At 49.4% G+C, this 17,012-nt stretch carries 17 protein-coding genes and 1 riboswitch; of the genes, 13 read left to right on the forward strand and 4 right to left on the reverse strand.

Features of this window, described 5'->3' with window-relative positions; all coding sequences use genetic code 11:
* Nucleotides 1–40 precede the first annotated feature (40 nt).
* A riboswitch (TPP riboswitch) is annotated at nt 41–136 on the reverse strand.
* Between the two features lie 80 nt (nt 137–216).
* The 9 genes from rsmG (at nt 217) to DET_RS04080 (ending at nt 9,139) form a co-directional block, all read left to right on the forward strand.
* Nucleotides 217–924 carry a 16S rRNA (guanine(527)-N(7))-methyltransferase RsmG gene (gene rsmG / locus DET_RS04040; RefSeq protein ID WP_041223452.1) on the forward strand — a complete coding sequence of 236 codons (708 nt, stop codon included), beginning with the start codon at nt 217–219 and terminating at the stop codon, nt 922–924.
* A gap of 212 nt (nt 925–1,136) precedes the next feature.
* Nucleotides 1,137–2,666: a R3H domain-containing nucleic acid-binding protein gene (locus DET_RS04045; RefSeq protein WP_010936510.1), complete on the forward strand. Its 1,530-nt coding sequence runs from the start codon at nt 1,137–1,139 to the stop codon at nt 2,664–2,666.
* Between the two features lie 3 nt (nt 2,667–2,669).
* Nucleotides 2,670–3,293, forward strand: a complete 624-nt coding sequence (gene tmk / locus DET_RS04050) for a dTMP kinase (protein WP_010936511.1) — start codon at nt 2,670–2,672, stop codon at nt 3,291–3,293.
* On the forward strand, nt 3,290–4,363 hold the full coding sequence (gene mnmA, locus DET_RS04055) for a tRNA 2-thiouridine(34) synthase MnmA (RefSeq protein ID WP_010936512.1): 1,074 nt from the start codon (nt 3,290–3,292) through the stop codon (nt 4,361–4,363). The genes tmk and mnmA overlap by 4 nt, the downstream gene beginning before the upstream one ends.
* A gap of 1 nt (nt 4,364) precedes the next feature.
* Nucleotides 4,365–5,000 carry a ribonuclease HII gene (locus DET_RS04060; protein ID WP_010936513.1) on the forward strand — a complete coding sequence of 212 codons (636 nt, stop codon included), beginning with the start codon at nt 4,365–4,367 and terminating at the stop codon, nt 4,998–5,000.
* Nucleotides 4,990–5,355, forward strand: a complete 366-nt coding sequence (locus tag DET_RS04065) for a YraN family protein (protein WP_010936514.1) — start codon at nt 4,990–4,992, stop codon at nt 5,353–5,355. The genes DET_RS04060 and DET_RS04065 overlap by 11 nt, the downstream gene beginning before the upstream one ends.
* A gap of 35 nt (nt 5,356–5,390) precedes the next feature.
* The gene (locus DET_RS04070; protein ID WP_010936515.1) at nt 5,391–6,449 is read left to right on the forward strand and encodes a thiamine phosphate synthase; all 1,059 of its coding nucleotides are present in this window, start codon (nt 5,391–5,393) and stop codon (nt 6,447–6,449) included.
* Nucleotides 6,442–7,095 (forward strand): haloacid dehalogenase, encoded by a 654-nt coding sequence (locus tag DET_RS04075; protein WP_041223357.1) that lies wholly within the window; start codon nt 6,442–6,444, stop codon nt 7,093–7,095. The genes DET_RS04070 and DET_RS04075 overlap by 8 nt, the downstream gene beginning before the upstream one ends.
* Before the next feature lie 4 nt (nt 7,096–7,099).
* The gene (locus tag DET_RS04080; RefSeq protein ID WP_010936517.1) at nt 7,100–9,139 is read left to right on the forward strand and encodes a sodium-translocating pyrophosphatase; all 2,040 of its coding nucleotides are present in this window, start codon (nt 7,100–7,102) and stop codon (nt 9,137–9,139) included.
* A 12-nt stretch (nt 9,140–9,151) separates the two neighbouring features.
* Here the strand turns inward: DET_RS04080 and DET_RS04085 are convergent, their stop codons facing one another.
* On the reverse strand, nt 9,152–9,769 hold the full coding sequence (locus DET_RS04085; protein WP_010936518.1) for an MBL fold metallo-hydrolase: 618 nt from the start codon (nt 9,767–9,769) through the stop codon (nt 9,152–9,154).
* 106 nt (nt 9,770–9,875) lie between these two features.
* On the opposite strand from DET_RS04085, the gene DET_RS04090 reads away from it, so the two are divergent.
* Genes DET_RS04090 through DET_RS04105 form a run of 4 tightly spaced genes read left to right on the forward strand, consistent with a single transcriptional unit; the run spans nt 9,876 to nt 13,791 of the window.
* Nucleotides 9,876–10,421 (forward strand): hypothetical protein, encoded by a 546-nt coding sequence (locus DET_RS04090; protein WP_044026242.1) that lies wholly within the window; start codon nt 9,876–9,878, stop codon nt 10,419–10,421.
* 36 nt (nt 10,422–10,457) lie between these two features.
* Nucleotides 10,458–11,759 carry a glycine--tRNA ligase gene (locus DET_RS04095; RefSeq protein WP_010936520.1) on the forward strand — a complete coding sequence of 434 codons (1,302 nt, stop codon included), beginning with the start codon at nt 10,458–10,460 and terminating at the stop codon, nt 11,757–11,759.
* A 13-nt stretch (nt 11,760–11,772) separates the two neighbouring features.
* On the forward strand, nt 11,773–13,020 hold the full coding sequence (locus tag DET_RS04100; protein ID WP_010936521.1) for a metallophosphoesterase family protein: 1,248 nt from the start codon (nt 11,773–11,775) through the stop codon (nt 13,018–13,020).
* Between the two features lie 54 nt (nt 13,021–13,074).
* Nucleotides 13,075–13,791, forward strand: a complete 717-nt coding sequence (locus DET_RS04105; protein WP_234943843.1) for a pseudouridine synthase — start codon at nt 13,075–13,077, stop codon at nt 13,789–13,791.
* On the opposite strand, the gene DET_RS04110 is transcribed toward DET_RS04105, so the two are convergent.
* Genes DET_RS04110 through hpt form a run of 3 tightly spaced genes read right to left on the reverse strand, consistent with a single transcriptional unit; the run spans nt 13,784 to nt 16,765 of the window.
* A complete protein-coding gene (locus tag DET_RS04110; RefSeq protein WP_231935588.1) occupies nt 13,784–14,521 on the reverse strand; it encodes a phosphoribosyltransferase in 738 nt (245 codons plus the stop codon). The two genes, DET_RS04105 and DET_RS04110, sit on opposite strands and share 8 nt — an antisense overlap.
* A complete protein-coding gene (gene ade / locus DET_RS04115; RefSeq protein ID WP_010936524.1) occupies nt 14,518–16,233 on the reverse strand; it encodes an adenine deaminase in 1,716 nt (571 codons plus the stop codon). The genes DET_RS04110 and ade overlap by 4 nt, the downstream gene beginning before the upstream one ends.
* Nucleotides 16,217–16,765: a hypoxanthine phosphoribosyltransferase gene (gene hpt, locus DET_RS04120; RefSeq protein WP_041223359.1), complete on the reverse strand. Its 549-nt coding sequence runs from the start codon at nt 16,763–16,765 to the stop codon at nt 16,217–16,219. Before hpt ends, ade begins: the two co-directional genes overlap by 17 nt.
* Nucleotides 16,766–17,012 lie beyond the last annotated feature (247 nt).

A 17,012-nucleotide genomic window follows, 5' to 3' on the forward strand; every position in this document is an offset into this window, starting at 1 on the left:
GAAAATAAATTAACCAAGGCAAAGCGTTAACTTTAGACCCTGGTCTCAAAGTTCGCTTCCCTACGCTCGCATTACCGAGTTCAGGTTTTAGGGTTGGCTATGTGCCTCTCAGCCTGGAGCACCCCTAGCGAGTTTATGTAAATAAATGATAACACGGTTAAATTGTCAAATGCAAAAATAAAGCCTGAAATCTGCCTTTATGCTATATTACTATCCATGAATAAACTTATCTGCGGTCTATCCTCTTTGGGCATTTCGCTAAGTTCTGTCCAGCTTGAACAGTTTGAAACCTATTACCGTGAACTGGTGGACTATAACAGCCGGGTTAATCTGACGGCTATAACCGGATACGAAGATATTCAGTTAAAGCACTTTTTAGATTCGGCTTCGCTAGCACTGGCTGGTATTAAGGGTGATGAAAAACTGCTGGATGTAGGCAGCGGAGCCGGTTTCCCAGGTCTGCCGCTAAAGATAATTTTTCCAGGTATGAAGCTTGGTTTACTGGAAGCCACTCAGAAAAAGGCCCGCTTTTTAAGCGAAATTACTGCCAAACTGGGTTTAACCGGTGTTGAAATAATATCCCAAAGGGCGGAAGATGCCGCCCAAAACCCCCTTTACCGCCAGAAATATACTCTGGTCACCTCACGGGCAGTGGCGGATATGGCAACTCTCGCCGAACTGACTTTGCCGTTTTGTGCCGTAGGCGGGCGGGTTGTTGCCCCCAAAAAAGGTGACATAGAGGAAGAGATGGACAGGGCTGCCTCCGCCATTAAAAAGATGGGCGGGCGGGTGTCTGAAATAATAAAAGTGGATTTGCCGGGGCTGCAAGACGGCCGTAAACTGGTAGTACTGGAAAAAATATCAAATACCCTGTCCCAGTATCCCAGACGGGCGGGAATGCCGGCTAAAAATCCCCTTATTTAGCTTGTTGGAGCGCGGTATAAATAGTAAAATATACTAAAGATAGGCAGGGGAAATATTTGTCCGGGTTACTAATTAGATAGTATGCATATTATTCCGGAGGGCTTTACCGGGTATCCGCTAAATCCGGGTGAGGCCTTGTAAGGAGTGGAAGCAGATTAAGCCCTGTATACTTATCTGCAGTACTGGTTGCCAAAAAGATTACGGAGGCAGATATGCCTGAACTGTTGACTGATGACCTCAATGCCCTGCTGGAGGTACTTCCCCCTCATGTCCGCCAGCCGTTTGCAAACCCTGCTGACCGGGAAAATCTGATAGAAATTGTTATGGATTTGGGGCGTACTCCCGAAGCCCGTTTTCCTGACCGTGAGATTATCCTGTCTGAACGTGATGTTACCCAGGAAGATATTGATTATGTATCCTCCCGCATAGGTGATTTCGGTGATGACAACCGGGCAGGTATTGAACGTACTTTGCACCGTATTTCCGCTATACGCAACCGCAAAGGCAAAATAGTAGGTTTGACCCTTCGGGTAGGACGGGCGGTTTTCGGCACTATCAAAATCATTCAGGACCTTATCCAGTCAGGACAGAGCGTGCTTATGCTGGGCCGCCCTGGTGTGGGCAAGACCACTATGCTCAGGGAAGTAGCCAGAGTGCTGGCGGGTGACCTTAAAAAACGGGTGGTTATAGTGGACACTTCCAATGAAATTGCAGGTGACGGGGATATCCCCCACCCTGCCATTGGCCATGCTCGCCGCATGCAGGTCCGTACGCCTGATATGCAGCACGCCGTTATGATAGAGGCAGTTGAAAACCATATGCCGCAGGTGATTGTAATAGATGAAATAGGCACGGAACTGGAAGCCCTGGCTGCCCGCACCATCGCTGAACGGGGTGTTCAGCTGGTAGGCACAGCTCATGGCAATGTGCTGGATAACCTGATGCTTAACCCTACCTTAAGTGACCTTATCGGCGGTATCCAGTCTGTTACCCTGGGTGACGAAGAAGCCCGCAGACGCGGAACCCAGAAAACTATACTGGAACGGCGCGCCCCGCCCACTTTTCAGGTGATTGTGGAAATACAGGAACGCAACAAAGTGGCTGTCCACCCGGATGTGGGTGCGGCGGTAGACTCTATTTTACGGGGGGTGTCCCCTTCGTCTGAAATCCGCTACCTTGATGAAAATGGCGAGGTAGTTATCAGCAAGCAGCAGCCCAGCGAAGAAAAAGTTAAAGTTGCCGCCGAGAGTTTGCCTCTTCCAAAGGGCAAGGAACTGCCGGTTATGTATCTTTTCGGGGTGAACCGCAGCCGTATGGAAGAAATTGCCCGGGAAATGCATCTGGATATCAAGCTGGCCGAACGCCCTGAGCAGGCACAGCTGATGGTTACTTCGCGGAATTATTACCGCCGCAAACCCCAAAGGGTGCGTGATGCCGAAAATATGAATATACCTATATACGTACTTAAGAGCCATACGCCGGGGCAGTTCCACCAGCTTCTGGCTACCCTTAGCGGCAGGGATGTAGCTTTTACAGCAGATAAGCCGCCTGAAATAGATTTAGCTATACATGAAGCCGAAGAAGCAATAGCCCAGGTTAAAAGTTCCCATATACCGGTAGAGCTTAGCCCGCAGGGTGCTTATATAAGGCGCTTTCAGCACATAATAGCTGAAAAAGAGCATCTTTCTTCCCATAGTTTGGGCAAAGAGCCGCACCGCCGGGTAAGAATATCAAGGGGTTAAAATATGTCTTTGTTTATAACATTTGAGGGCGGCGAAGGCTGCGGCAAAAGCACCCAGTCCAAGGCATTGTACAGGTATCTGAAAAAACTGGGGCTGGGGTGTGTGCTTACTCACGAACCCGGCGGTACCCGCTCAGGTGATAAAATAACCCGTTTGTTGAAGTGGTCTGAAGAAGAAAATATTTCCCCTCTTGCGGAGTTGTTTCTTTTCAACGCCTCGCGTTCTATCCTTATAGACAATGTGATTAAACCGGCCTTGCTGGATGGCAATATAGTTATATGTGACCGGTATACAGATTCCACCTTGGCATACCAGGGGTACGGGCGGGGGCTTGAGCTGGATACGGTAAAATGTATAAACAGCCTGGCAAGCGGCGGTCTGGTACCTGACTTAACCATCTGGCTGGATATGGATGACAAAGCCGCCCTCCTCCGCAAAGGAAAGTTGCCGCCTGACCGCTTTGAAAGTGAAAATAATGGCTTCCACCAAAGGGTTCGTGACGGTTTCGGGGTTATTGCCGCTGCCGAACCAAACAGGTTTCTGAAGCTGGATGCTTCACTCTCCCAGTCAGAGCTTACCAAATGTATTAAGCAAAGGGTTAACGCTCTTTTGAAGCTGCCGCAATGAATGACACTTCCGAATTAATAATGGTAGCTATGAGCGGCGGGGTGGATTCCTCGGTTGCGGCCATGCTCCTTCTGGAGCAGGGATACGATGTAGCCGGGGTCAGCCTGCAGCTCAAGTCCAATAATGAACCTTACGGCAACGGCTATAACCTTAAACTTATTAACCGGGCGCGTGAAGTGGCGGCTGCTCTGGGTATCCCCCATTATGTGGTTGATTTGAGTGATATTTTTTCCCAAAGGGTTATTGCAGATTTCTGCCAGCAGTATTCGCAGGGGCGTACTCCGAACCCCTGTATCCGCTGTAATTATTATGTAAAGATAGGCGCTTTACTTGAAAAAATACCTGATTTCAATGCCGGTTATTTAGCTACCGGGCATTATGCCCGTGTCCTTTCAGATGAAAACGGCACTCACCTTCTAAAAGGGGCAGATGAGAAAAAAGACCAGTCATATTTTTTATATACCCTGCCGCCCGAATCACTGTCCCGTCTTATATTCCCTCTGGGCAAAAGGTACAAAAAGGATATTATCCGCTTAGCGGATAAGATGAAACTGCCCGTTTCCCAAAAGGAGAGCCAGGACGTGTGCTTTATACCTGACGGTGATTACAAATCTTTTCTGGCTACCCGTATGGGATTTACCCCCGGCAAAATTCTGGATAAAACCGGCAAAATACTGGGCGAACATCAGGGACTACCTCTTTATACCATAGGTCAAAGGCAGGGACTGGGCTTGGCTTCAAATGAAAAGCTCTTTGTATCTGATATGAATCCGGAGGCCAATACCATTATGGTTGCCAGCCATGATCAGCTTTACACCAGCCGCATATTGCTGAGCAACTTCATCTGGCGGGAAAGCAGGATTCCGCTGGATACCCCCGGTATGATAGTCAAAGTCCGCTACAAAGCCGCCCCGGCCGAGGTAAAAAAGATATCCCAAACAGGTGATTTTTATTTGCTTGAACTGGCAAGCCCCGTTTGGGCAGCCACCCCCGGTCAGGCAGCCGTTATTTATCTGGGTGATATGGTACTTGGCGGGGGTATTATTGAACACGGCGGGGACGTCGCCTGATATGCCTGCCGCGATCTGCCCCGGCTGGGCTGAGGAAAAGCATCTCTGGAAGCAGGGTTTTTCCTCAATTGCCGGTTTAGACGAAGCCGGCAGGGGGTGTCTGGCCGGACCGGTGGTAGCCGGAGCGGTCATCATGCCGCCCCGGTTAAAGGGCGACTGGGTGGCTATGGTGCGGGACAGCAAGGTGCTTACCCCCGAAAAACGCGAATACCTTTACTGCCATATTGTTTCCATGGCAATAAGTTTCGGGGTGGGTGTAGTGGATAATACCCAGATTGATTGCCTGGGGATTGCCCCTGCTACCAGGCTTGCCATGAAGCAGGCGGTGGAACATTTGGATTGTCGGCCTGATTTTTTGCTGGTGGATTACCTGAAACTGCCGGATATTCCCCTGCCCCAAAAGGGCATTGTGGATGGTGATGCCCTTTGCTTCAGTATTGCCTGTGCTTCCATTATTGCCAAGGTCAGCCGTGACCGGCTGATGTGCGAACTTGAGGCTACCTATCCCGGATACCACCTTGCCAAGCACAAGGGGTATGGCACGGCGCTTCATATGGAGTGCATTTCCCAAAAAGGTATCTCCCCCATCCACCGCCGCACTTTTGCCCCTTTAAAGAGTATGTTTGATGTCATATAAGCGTAAAGAAACAGGTAAGCTGGGTGAGGAACTGGCAGCAGAGTACCTGAAGGGTATGGGATACCGCATTATCCAGACCAACTGCCGTTTGCCTGAGGGTGAAATTGATATAGTGGGGCAGGACGGTGAGTGTCTGGCATTTATTGAGGTGCGCACCAAACGCCGCTTGGAATACGGTTTGCCTGCCGAATCTATTACCCTGCGTAAAAAAGCCCATCTTATTGCCAGTGCCGAAAGCTATATGCAAAAATACCATCTGGAACACCTGCCCTGCCGGATAGACTTCGTTTCAGTAGACCTTAGCCAGCCTGAACCTAAACTGGAACTTATTAAAAACGCACTGGGTGAAGAATAAAGACGAAAGATACGGGTTTGTGTTAAAATCTTGGCGTGGATAATCTTGATAAACTGTGGCGGATAGTTGATGTCAACCAGAACCGCTTAAGCGAAGGTTTACGGATACTGGAAGAGATTGCCCGTTTGTACCTTGAAGATGAAACGCTGACTTCGCGTTTAAAAAACCTGCGTCACTCACTTACTTTACAGGATATCACCTCTAATTCCCGCCTTTTATTTTCCCGCCAGGCGGATACGGATATCGGCGCTCAGTTAGAAACAGCTGACCAGTCCAAACCGGAAACCTTATTTTCGGTTGTAAGTGCCAATGCCAAGCGGGCAGAACAATCCCTGCGTGTTTTAGAAGAGTTTGCCGGTTTATCTGAGACGGGTCTTGATGCCGCTCTCTACAGCCGCGGGCGTTTTGAACTTTATACCCTTGAAAAAGACCTGGCGGCCAGGCTTTTGCGTAAACACCGCCGGGATATGATAACGGGGTTGTATGTGGCTATAGATGCAGATTATCTGGCCGGGCGGGATATACCTGCAGTTACCAGAGAAGCCCTTGAAGGCGGTTGCCGCCTTATCCAGCTTAGGGCTAAAACGGCCTCTACCCGAAAGTTTCTGGCACTGGCCGTAAACTTGAAGGAAATTTGCCTTGAATACGGTGCGCTTTTTATTGTAAATGACCGCCTGGATATTGCCCTAGCCTGCGGTGCGGACGGGCTTCATCTGGGGCAGACAGATATGCCGCTTTCGCAAGCCCGCCGCTTTCTGCCGCCGGATAGCATTATAGGTATTTCTGCAGATACGCCCGAACAGGCTGTTTCAGCTCAAAACGAAGGGGCGGACTATGTGGCGGCCGGGGCGGTTTTTCCCACCCAAACTAAACCAGATGTCCTTTTCGGCGGTCTTTCAGGTTTAAAGGCCATTCACCAGGTGGTAAAAATACCTCTGGTGGCTATTGGCGGCATAAACAAGTCAAATTTTTATGAAGCCATGCAGGCAGGTGCGGACAGCCTCTGTCTGATAAGTGCGGTCTTAGGTGCGCCTGATATTAAAAAGGCTACTTCAGAATTTATAACCCTTATGGAGGCAGCAAAAATTGACTAGTATCAGTCTCAAAATGGAACAGATATCTGACAGCATACGGGAAAATTTTAAAACCCGTGATGCCGCCCGTGAAAAATCCCTGCCTGTCAGCCGGGAAGCTATCCGCTACTGCAGTCTGGCTATCAGGGCGGTTCACCGCCAGGAACTGGCACAGGCAAGAGAAATGCTGGTTTCGGCCAAAGCCCTTATTAAGGAGGCCGGGCAGGCTATAGACGCATGCGGGGAATTGTCCAACACCGCGTTTTTCCTTGATGCCCAGAAAGAGTACGCCGAAGCCAATACAGTACTGGCTCTGGTGGACGGTAAGGATATGCCCTCGCCACAGGAACTGGAAGTGGATAATGCCGCCTATTTAAACGGTATTGGCGAAGCGGCAGGTGAACTTAGGCGTTACATACTGGATGGCCTGAGAAAGGGCGAAGATACCCGCGGCGAAGAGCTGCTTCAGGCTATGGATGATATCTACGAAGTACTGGTTACCATGGATTTCCCGGATGCCATTACCGGCGGGCTTCGCCGGACTACAGACATGGTTCGGGGTGTGCTGGAACGCACCCGAAGTGATTTAACGTTATATATACAGCAAAAGGGGCTTGAGCAAAAGCTGGAAGATTTCCAGTCAAAATTGACCCGGAAAGGGGAGTAATTTAGTGTCTATCTGGATTGCATTGGTTGTCGGTTTAGCGGGTCTGGTTGTTGCCGGGCTGCTGGCCAGGTTTGTCCTCCGGCAAGATGAGGGCATATCTAAAGTGAGGGAAATTGCCTCGGCCATCAGGGAAGGTGCCATGGCTTTTATCACCCGTGAATACACGGTTATGGCCATCTTCGTAGCGGCAGTGACTATCATACTGGCGTTGTTGCCTTCGCTGGGTTGGCCGGTATCGGTCTCGTTCCTGTTTGGGGCCTTATGCTCCGGGCTTGCGGGTTTTATTGGCATGAGTATAGCCGTCAGGGCTAATGCGCGTACTACTACTGCCGCCAGTCACAGCCTTAATCAAGGCCTGAAATTTTCTTTCAGGGCTGGTTCGGTTATGGGTATGAGTGTGGTTGGTATCGGTATTATCGGCCTTTCAATAATGTACTTTGCCTTTGGCAGTAACGCAGATTTCCTGCAGATTCTGCCCGGATATGGTTTCGGGGCTTCCTCTGTGGCTATCTTTGCCAGAGTGGGCGGCGGTATTTTTACCAAAGCGGCTGATACCGGGGCGGATATTGTCGGCAAAGTGGAAAAAGGTATCCCCGAAGATGACCCCCGCAATGCGGCGGTAGTGGCAGACTTTGTGGGTGATAACGTGGGTGATGTGGCCGGGATGGGGGCTGACCTTTTTGAATCTTATGTAGATTCCATTATAGCTACCATGGCTCTGGCTACTGTCGGCGCTTTCTCAATGAAACTGGGGTATTCGCTTGTCCCGTCTGAGGAAGCGGCTTTCTTCCTGCCCATGCTGGTTGCAGCCGGGGGTATACTGGCCTCGGTTATCGGTATCTTTTTGGTACGTACCGGGGAAAAACTCCAGATGAAGGCCTTGCTGGCAGCTTTACGCAAGGGTACTCTGGCAGCCGCCTTTTTATCGGCGGTATTCTCTTTCCTGGCTGTCTGGTATCTTCAGGCAGATTTGGGTCTCTTTGTTGCCATTCTGGCCGGGCTGGCGGCGGGTGTATTTATCGGTGAAAGCACCAACTATTTTACTTCATATGTCTATAAACCCACTCTGGGTATAGCGGCATCCTGCCAGACGGGTGCGGCCACCAATATTATTTCCGGTTTTTCGGTGGGGCTGTTGAGTGTAGTCCCTCCGATAATTCTGGTAGTCGCCGCTATTGTCATTGCTTATACTTTCGGTGATGTTTACGGTGTGGCTCTGGCCGGTGTGGGTATGCTGGCTACCCTGGGTATTCAGGACGCTACCGATGCGTACGGCCCGGTAGCTGACAATGCCGGCGGTATAGCTGAAATGGCGGGTTTGCCCAAGGAAGTACGCGAACGGACGGATGCGCTTGATTCTCTGGGCAATACCACTGCCGCCATAGGCAAAGGGTTTGCCATAGGTTCTGCCGGGCTTACTTCACTGGCTCTTTTGCTTTCTTACACCCAGGCGGTTGGTATAACTGCTTCGCAGGTAAGCCTGCTGGATGTCAAGGTGCTGGCCGGGCTTTTGCTGGGTGTTATGATGCCGGCTGTTTTCTGTTCACTTACTTTAAAAGCAGTGGGTGTGACCAGTTTTTCCATTGTGAACGAAGTGCGGCGTCAGTTTAAAGAGATTGCCGGTATTATGGACGGCACTGCCAAACCCGAATACGGCAAATGTGTAGATATCTGCACCCGTGACTCCATTAAGCAGATGATTTTGCCCGGTATTATCACGGTAGTTTCACCGGTAATAGTCGGCTGGCTGCTTGGTTCGGTAGCCGTAGTGGGTTTTCTGGCCGGTATCATACTGTGCGGGTTTGTACTGGCAGTCACTTTTGCCAATGCCGGCGGTGCCTGGGACAATGCCAAGAAATGGGTTGAAACCGGGGCTTACGGCGGTAAAGGTTCGGATGCCCATAAAGCGGCAGTGGTGGGTGATACGGTGGGCGACCCCATGAAGGATACCGCCGGACCGTCACTTAATATTATGATTAAGCTGGTTGCCATTATTGCCTTGGTTATGGCACCTATACTGGCTAATTTTAGCGGTATAATTTAAGGCTATATAAAGCTAAATAAACGGGTTGCCGGCCTTTTCTCTGCCAATGGTTGTTTCCCGGCCGTGTCCGGGGAAGACAAGGGTTTCAGGGGGAAGGCTGAGCAGCCTGTTTATTATATTCTGCCGCAAGGCCTCGGTATCACTTTCCTCAAAATCTGACCGCCCTATGCCGGAGTTAAAAAGGGTATCTCCGCTGAACAAATAACCCGGCGTGTACAAACAGATACCGCCCGGTGTATGGCCCGGTATAGAAATAACCGAAAATCTGGTTTTGCCCAGTTCCAGCGTACTGCCTTCATCAAGCGGAATATCCGGCACAAGGTTTGGCAGCGCGGGCATTCCCAGGTAACTTACCAGCTCAATATTTTCACTTAAGTGGGAATCCGAAGGGTTAAAACAAAGTTTAGCTCCGGGGTAAAGTTTCCGGACATATTCCAGCCCTGCCAGGTGGTCAAGATGCCCGTGGGTAAGTAAGATATATTTTACATTCAGATGGTGCTCGGTCACTGTTTCGGGGATTGAGTTTGAGATAGCAGCCGGGTCAATTATAAGCCCCTCACGGCTTTCTTCATCACCCAGTATATAGCAGTTTGTACCCAGTAAACCTAAACGGAGTTTGCGGTTAAGCATGTTTGTATAAGCCTCAAGGATAATATTTTGGCACATTCTAGCACTAAAGCTGGTATCCGCCAAAATATTTTTGACTTATTTGCCCAAAGCTGATAACTTTTTATTCATGAGTATAGATAATCAGCCGAATCTGCCTGCCGCTTCATTCAGCTTCCGTCCGGCTTATTTCATGGCACCGCTGCTGGCGCTGGTTATGTCGCTTATCCTTACTGCTATATATTTTGGCCGTTTGCCGGCAGAGGTGGCATACCGCTTCAGTATTGACGGCGCACCGGTTACCTATATAAATGCCGGGCTGATAACCGGCATGCTGGTTGGAGTGCAGGTTTTAGTGGTACTTTTGGCTTTTGGCTTGGCGTTTTTCCTGCCGCGGCTCAGCTTTTTTAAAACCAACCAGACGGATTTCTGGGTGAAACCGGGAACTTTGCTTGGGTTTATGGGTAATATTATGGCTGTGCCCCAGCTGATACTGGCATATGCTTTGCTGGACGTATTTGTTTACAATGTTCATCAAATTCACCTGTTGCCCCTGTGGCTGTTTGCCATTATCCTTATTGTTATAGCAGCCATTGTTATAGGGATTTTTGCCATTCCGGTATTTGTCAGGGCTTACAAAACTTTTAACGGCCCGAGTGCAAGCAAAAAGGAGTAATTGACCTTGTCTGAAAATGTTTCTCAGCCTGTTTCCATGGATAAAATAGTTTCTTTGGCCCGCCGCCGGGGATTTATATTCCCCAGCAGTGAAATCTACGGCGGCCTGAATAGCTGCTGGGACTACGGCCCGCTGGGCGTAGAACTGAAGCGCAACGTTAAAGAAGCCTGGTGGCGGTATATGGTACGTGACCGGGATGACGTGGTTGGTTTGGATGCCAGTATTATCATGCACCCCCGCGTTTGGGAAGCCAGCGGTCATGTGGCCGGGTTTTCCGACCCTATGGTGGACTGCAAAAATTGCAAAATGCGCTGGCGCCCCACAGACCTTGCCGAACCCAAATGCCCGGCCTGCGGCGGTGAGCTTACCGAATCACGCCAGTTTAACCTCATGTTTAAAACCTTTATGGGTCCTGTTGAAGAGGCGGCCAATATTGTCTATCTGCGGCCGGAAACCGCTCAGGGCATATTTGTAAATTTTGAAAACGTTTTAAATACCACCCGCAAAAAATTGCCCTTCGGTATTGCCCAGATAGGTAAATCGTTCCGCAACGAAATTACTACCGGTAACTTTATTTTCCGCTCACGCGAGTTTGAGCAGATGGAATTGGAGTATTTTGTAAAACCGGGTGCGGATGATGCCTGCTTGGAGGAATGGACTCAGTACCGCCTGAACTGGTATAAAAATCTGGGTATGAATCCTGAAAACCTCAGGCTTCGGGCTCACCGCTCTGACGAACTGGCTCACTATGCCAAGGGTTGTTATGACGTGGAATACAATTTCCCCATGGGCTGGAGTGAGCTTGAAGGTATAGCCAACAGGCGTGATTTTGACCTTACCCAGCACTCCAAATACAGCGGCAAGGCACTGGAGTATTTTGACGAAGAAACCAAAGAACACTTTATACCCTATGTAATAGAACCCTCAGCCGGGGTTGAACGCTCTACTCTGGCTTTCCTGATTGATGCTTATGCCGAAGAGCCTGACAAGGACGAAATACGGACTGTTTTGCACCTGCACCCGGCACTTGCCCCGTACAAGATAGCCGTCTTGCCTCTTTCCAAGAAAGAAATACTGTCTGATTATGCCCGCAAGATTTATGCTGACCTTAGAAAATGCTGGATGGTAGCTTACGATGACTCCCAGAGTATCGGCCGCCGTTACCGCCGTCAGGACGAAATAGGTACACCCTACTGCGTTACGGTGGATTTCCAGTCTCTGGAAGATGGCATGGTGACCATACGTGACAGGGATAGCATGGATCAAATACGGGTAAAAGTATCCGAACTTAGCTGCATTCTGGCTGCCAAGCTTTCGGGTGAGCCGTTTAACAGCTGATTTGGAGGCGAAATTGAAAATCCTCCACTTTGCAGACCTTCACATAGGGGTGGAGAATTACGGCCGTTTTGACAGTGCAACCGGGCTTTCCTCCCGGCTGGCTGATTTCTTGGCTGCTTTTGACCGTTTGGTGGCTTATGCCATTGAGAACAAAGTGGATTTGGTGGTTTTCAGCGGTGATGCTTACAAAAGCCGTGACCCTTCCCAAACTCAGCAGCGGGAGTTCGCCCGTCGGATAAGTACCCTGGCAAATAACGGCATACAGGTATTCCTGCTAGTAGGAAACCATGACCTGCCGAATGCCACCGGCAGGGCTACCACAACTGAAATATTTGACACACTTAATATTGCCAATGTGCATGTTTCCGCCAAGGCGGAAGTGCGGCTGATAAATACCCGCAGCGGTCTTATTCAGGTCGCCTCCCTGCCGTGGTTACGCCGTTCCTCTGTTCTTTCGGTCTCAAACCAGAAAGAAGAAAAAAGCCTGAGCATTGAGGAACTGAACCAGAGGGTGGAACATTATCTGGCCGGTATTATAGAAAATCTGGCAGGCCAGCTTGATAAAGATATCCCCGCCATCCTTTCCGCCCATCTTTCGGTCAATACCGCCAAACTGGGCTCCGAGCGGAATATCTCAATAGGTCACGAGCCTACAGTTATGTTAAGTAATATTGCCAACCCTGCTTTTGATTATATTGCTCTGGGGCATATCCATAAGCAGCAGGTATTGTCTTCTTCCCCTCCGGTAGTGTATCCCGGCAGTCTGGAAAGGCTGGATTTCGGTGAGGAAAAAGACGATAAAGGTTTTTATCTGGTAGAGATAGACTCCCTCAGCCGTAAAACTGAATTTGAGTTTATAAAACTGGAAGGCCGCCGTTTTTTGACTATAGAGCATACTGTAACGGCAGACAGCCTTGACCCTACTCAGGAAGTAATAAATATATTACAATCACGCCAGCCGGAAATAAAAGATGCTATAGTCCGCCTGAAACTGGAGCTGCCGGCAGAGATTGGCGGGCAGCTGCGGGATAATGATATACGGGAAGCTTTGCGTGAGGCCCATAACTTCACTGTTTCCAAAAATTTCACCCGCTCAAGCCGCCAAAGAGAGGGCGGTTTCAAAGCGGAGGGGCTTGACCCTGTTCAGGCTTTGGAACATTATTTGGATGCCAGGCAGACTTCGGCACAGGAGAAAAAGACTCTGCTGGAATATGGGCGCAGGCTGTATACTTCACTGGATAGCAAGCAGACAAAAGTTTAATACCCATTTAAAGGAATTTTAATGTCATATAATGCATCTTCAGGTACTCCGTTGGTGAAAGTTTTAGTGGAAGCCAGGCTTGGTTCACGCCGCAAAATGGCGGAGGCTATTAAGCAAGGTCTGGTTACTTTGAACGGACAGAAAGCGGAATCTTACTCCCAGCCGGTAAATACCCAGCAGGACAAGGTAACCTTTGAGGGCAAACCTGTTGAACTTAGCCGTATCCGCCGTATATACCTTATGTTAAATAAGCCGCCTGAAATAGTCTCTACCACCAGTGATGAACTGGGTCGTAAAACTGTGATGGATTTGCTCCACCGCCGTTATGAGGGGGCAGGTCTTTTCCCGGTGGGCAGGCTGGACGAGACTACTACCGGCCTTTTGTTGCTTACCAATGACGGTGAACTGACTAACCGCCTTACCCACCCCAGCTATGAAATAGAAAAAGAATACCTGATATCCATTGATGCCGCACTTACCCAGGCAGATAAAGAAAGCCTGGAAAAAGGCATGCTGCTGGATGACGGGCTGACCTCACCTGCCCGCTTAAGCCGGGTTACAGACGAACCGCCGTATAACTACAAACTGATAATACACGAAGGTAAAAAAAGGATAGTAAGGCGTATGTTTGCCCATTTGGGATACCAGATAAAGGCTTTGAAGCGCAGCCGTATAGCCACACTGCGTTTGGGCAAACTGGAAGAGGGTAAAACCCGTGAGCTTACTCCGGGAGAGATAGCCGCCCTAAAGCGTATTACCCGCCTTAAATAAGGGGTTTACGCCGCATGGTCATGCTGGGCGGAGGCAGGTTTTCCGGGCGGAGATTTAAGTTTTGGCGGCGCATCTGCCAGTCTTTAAATACCTTTAACCCCTGTTCATCATCCAGTACATTCCAGTACCGGTAGTAATCTGATACGTAAAACTTGGGCATAAACCCGTCAGCTACGGTAATTACTTCGTCGGCTGCTTTTTCCACCAGTTTGCGGGCAGTAGCCGAAGCAGCGGGTACGGCGGCAACTATTCTGGCCGGTTTTTTGCGCCTTACAGATTCTATCGCCGCCAGCATGGTGTAACCTGAGGCGAGTCCGTCATCAATGATAATAGCTGTCCGCCCGTTCAGTATGGAAAGTGTGCGGTGTCCCCTGTACAGCAGGCTTCTCTGCTGGACTTCGGCCCGTACTTTGTTGACCGTATAATGTATTTGCTGTTCGGTCATCTTCAGGTAATTTACCACTTCGTGGTTAAGCATCACCGCCCCGTCATCTGCCACTGCCCCGAAGCCTCCTTCCGGCCTTAACGGTATGGGCAGTTTACGGGAAATAATCATATCCATATCGGCATCCAGTGCCAAAGCCACCTGGGTAGCAATGGGTATACCGCCGTTAGGGATAGCCAGCACTATGGCAGATTTGTCCTTGTATTGGGTCAGTTTTTCAGCCAGCTGTCTGCCTGCATCAAATCGGTTTTCAAATATGGGCGATACCAGCGGTCTGTGCATCATGTCTCCTGTGGAATAAGTTTAAAAGCGTTTACATCTACCAGCCCCAAGTCAGTCAGGCGCAGTTCGGGTATAACAGGCAGGGCCATAAAGGATAAAGTGGCAAAGGGGGCGCTTAATTTACAGCCCAGTCCGGCTGCCTGTTTATTTATTTCTTCCAGTGCATCTACCACTTTTTCAAGCGGCTGGGTAGAAAGCAGCCCGGCTACCGGCAATGGCACCGAAGCACTTATCTTACCGTCCACCACCAGGGCAATGCCTCCGTTTATTCTTTCCAGTTCCTTTACGGCAGTGTATATATCGGCATCATTTGTGCCTACAGCTATTACATTATGCGAATCATGGGCGACAGATGAAGCTATAGCCCCTTTTTTAAGACCAAATCCCTTTATCAGCCCCCGTCCTATATTGCCGCTTTGGCAGTGTCTTTCCAATACCACTATTTTTAGCAAATCCTGTTCAATATCTGGCGTGAGAACCCCGTTTTCAGCCGGTATTTTCAGGTTTAGCCTGCGGGTTACAATCTGCCCGGGTATTACCTCTATGACAGGCATTTGGGTACTGCTGCCTTTAATCGCCAGGTCTTTGATGTCAAAAGGTTTTATGTGCATACTGCTTAGAAGTGACTTGGGGACGTGGCTTTGGGGTTTAAATAATACCTGACCCTTTTCCGCTACCAGTTCCCCTTTGTGAAAGACCATATCTATATCCAGCTGATTTAGGTCTTGGCAGACTATCATGTTAGCCAGATATCCGGGTGCAATTGCCCCGTGACCATTCAGACGGAAATACTCGGCGGTGTTTATACTGGCCAGCTGGATTGCCCTTACGGGGTCAAGTCCCAGCTTGATGGCTTTGCGCACTACTGCATCAATATCCCCGTCTCTTTGCAAATCAGCACAGCTTCGGTCATCTACCACAAAAATACAGCGCTTATAAGTCTTATCGGTTACCAGCGGCAGAAGCTCTGTCAGGTTTTTCTCCGAAGAACCTTCGCGTATCATTATGTACATGCCGCGGGCCAGTTTTTCTTTGGCCTCGTCAAGTTGGATACACTCATGGTCAGAGTGTATCCCGGCGGAAATATAGGCATTTAAATCCTTGCCCGAAAGACCCGGAGCGTGACCGTCCAGCACTTTACCCGAAGCGGCCTCAATCTTGTCAAGTACCGAAGGGATACCGAACAGTACCCCTGGGAAATTCATCATTTCTCCCAGTCCGGTTACGTTTGGAAGACGCAGCAGCTCCGTCACATCGTTGGAGTTTATTTCGGCTCCGGCAGTTTCCAGATGGGTGGCAGGTACGCAGGAAGGGACTTGCAAAAAAATGTTTAAAGGCAAATCGGCTGAAGCACTCAAGACATAATCAATGCCCTCTTTGCCGCAGACATTACTTATTTCGTGCAGGTCGGTTATCAGGGCGGAAGTACCATGGGCAATTACTGCTCGGGCGTATTGGGAAATATCCAACATGGAGCTTTCCACATGGGTATGCCCGTTGATAAGTCCGGGCAGAAGATATGCACCTTTCAGGTCAAGCACCCGGTTACCCAGTGTGTAGTCCCCGACACCGGCTATTTGGCCGCCAAACACGGCCACATTTGCCGGTTCTATCTCAGCGTTAAATACGTTTACTACTCTGGCATTTAAAAGCACCAAATCAGCTTTGGCTTCGCCTCTGGCAACTTTTATCAGCTGGCTAAGGTTTGTCTGCATCCGGTTGTTCCTCCAGAGCAAATATTTCAGGTAACTGGCGGTGGCATTCGCCCCTGTCCAGTCCGTAACCTACCAGAAATTTATCAGCTACTTCGCAGCCCAGATAGTCTATTTCTACCGGGCAGATTCTGCGGCTGGGTTTACTGAGCAGGGCACACAGCTTTACCGAGTTTGCTTTACGCCTTTTCAGATACTTTAAAAGGTAAGAAATAGTTAACCCCGAATCAACAATATCTTCCACTACCAGTACGTCTTTGCCGGTAATATCCCGCTTAAGGGGGCGGGTCAGGCGTACTTTGCCGCTGCTTTGGGTATTTTGGCCGTAACTGGCCAGCCCTACAAATTCCAGTTCAACAGGCATATTCAGGCGGCGAATCAGGTCAGCCATAAAAATAAATGACCCCTTTAGCACGCCTATTACCACCAGCGGTTTATCTTGGTAGCTGCGGTTAATTTCAGCAGCCAAACGTTCAAGATAAACTTCAATATCAGCCCTGGGAATAAAAAGCGAAAGATTTATCCTGTTCATCATCTGGTTGTGATTATAGCCCCCAAAACTCCACCTGTCTAGAAAACCGGGGTTTTTCGGCCGCACTGATATCTATTATTCCTGCCTAACCTTGCAGCCTGAAATACGTTATATACACTGGTAGTTGAATTTGTTACGGGGAGGTGCGCAGCGGCTGGTGTTTTGACCTTTTCGGCTGGTTAAACTTTAGTTCCATAAATACAAAGTTTAAAGCTAAATGGTATGCTTCGGGGAAAAAGAGTGTTATAAT

The sequence above is a fragment of the Dehalococcoides mccartyi 195 genome (assembly GCF_000011905.1).
GTDB lineage: Bacteria > Chloroflexota > Dehalococcoidia > Dehalococcoidales > Dehalococcoidaceae > Dehalococcoides > Dehalococcoides mccartyi.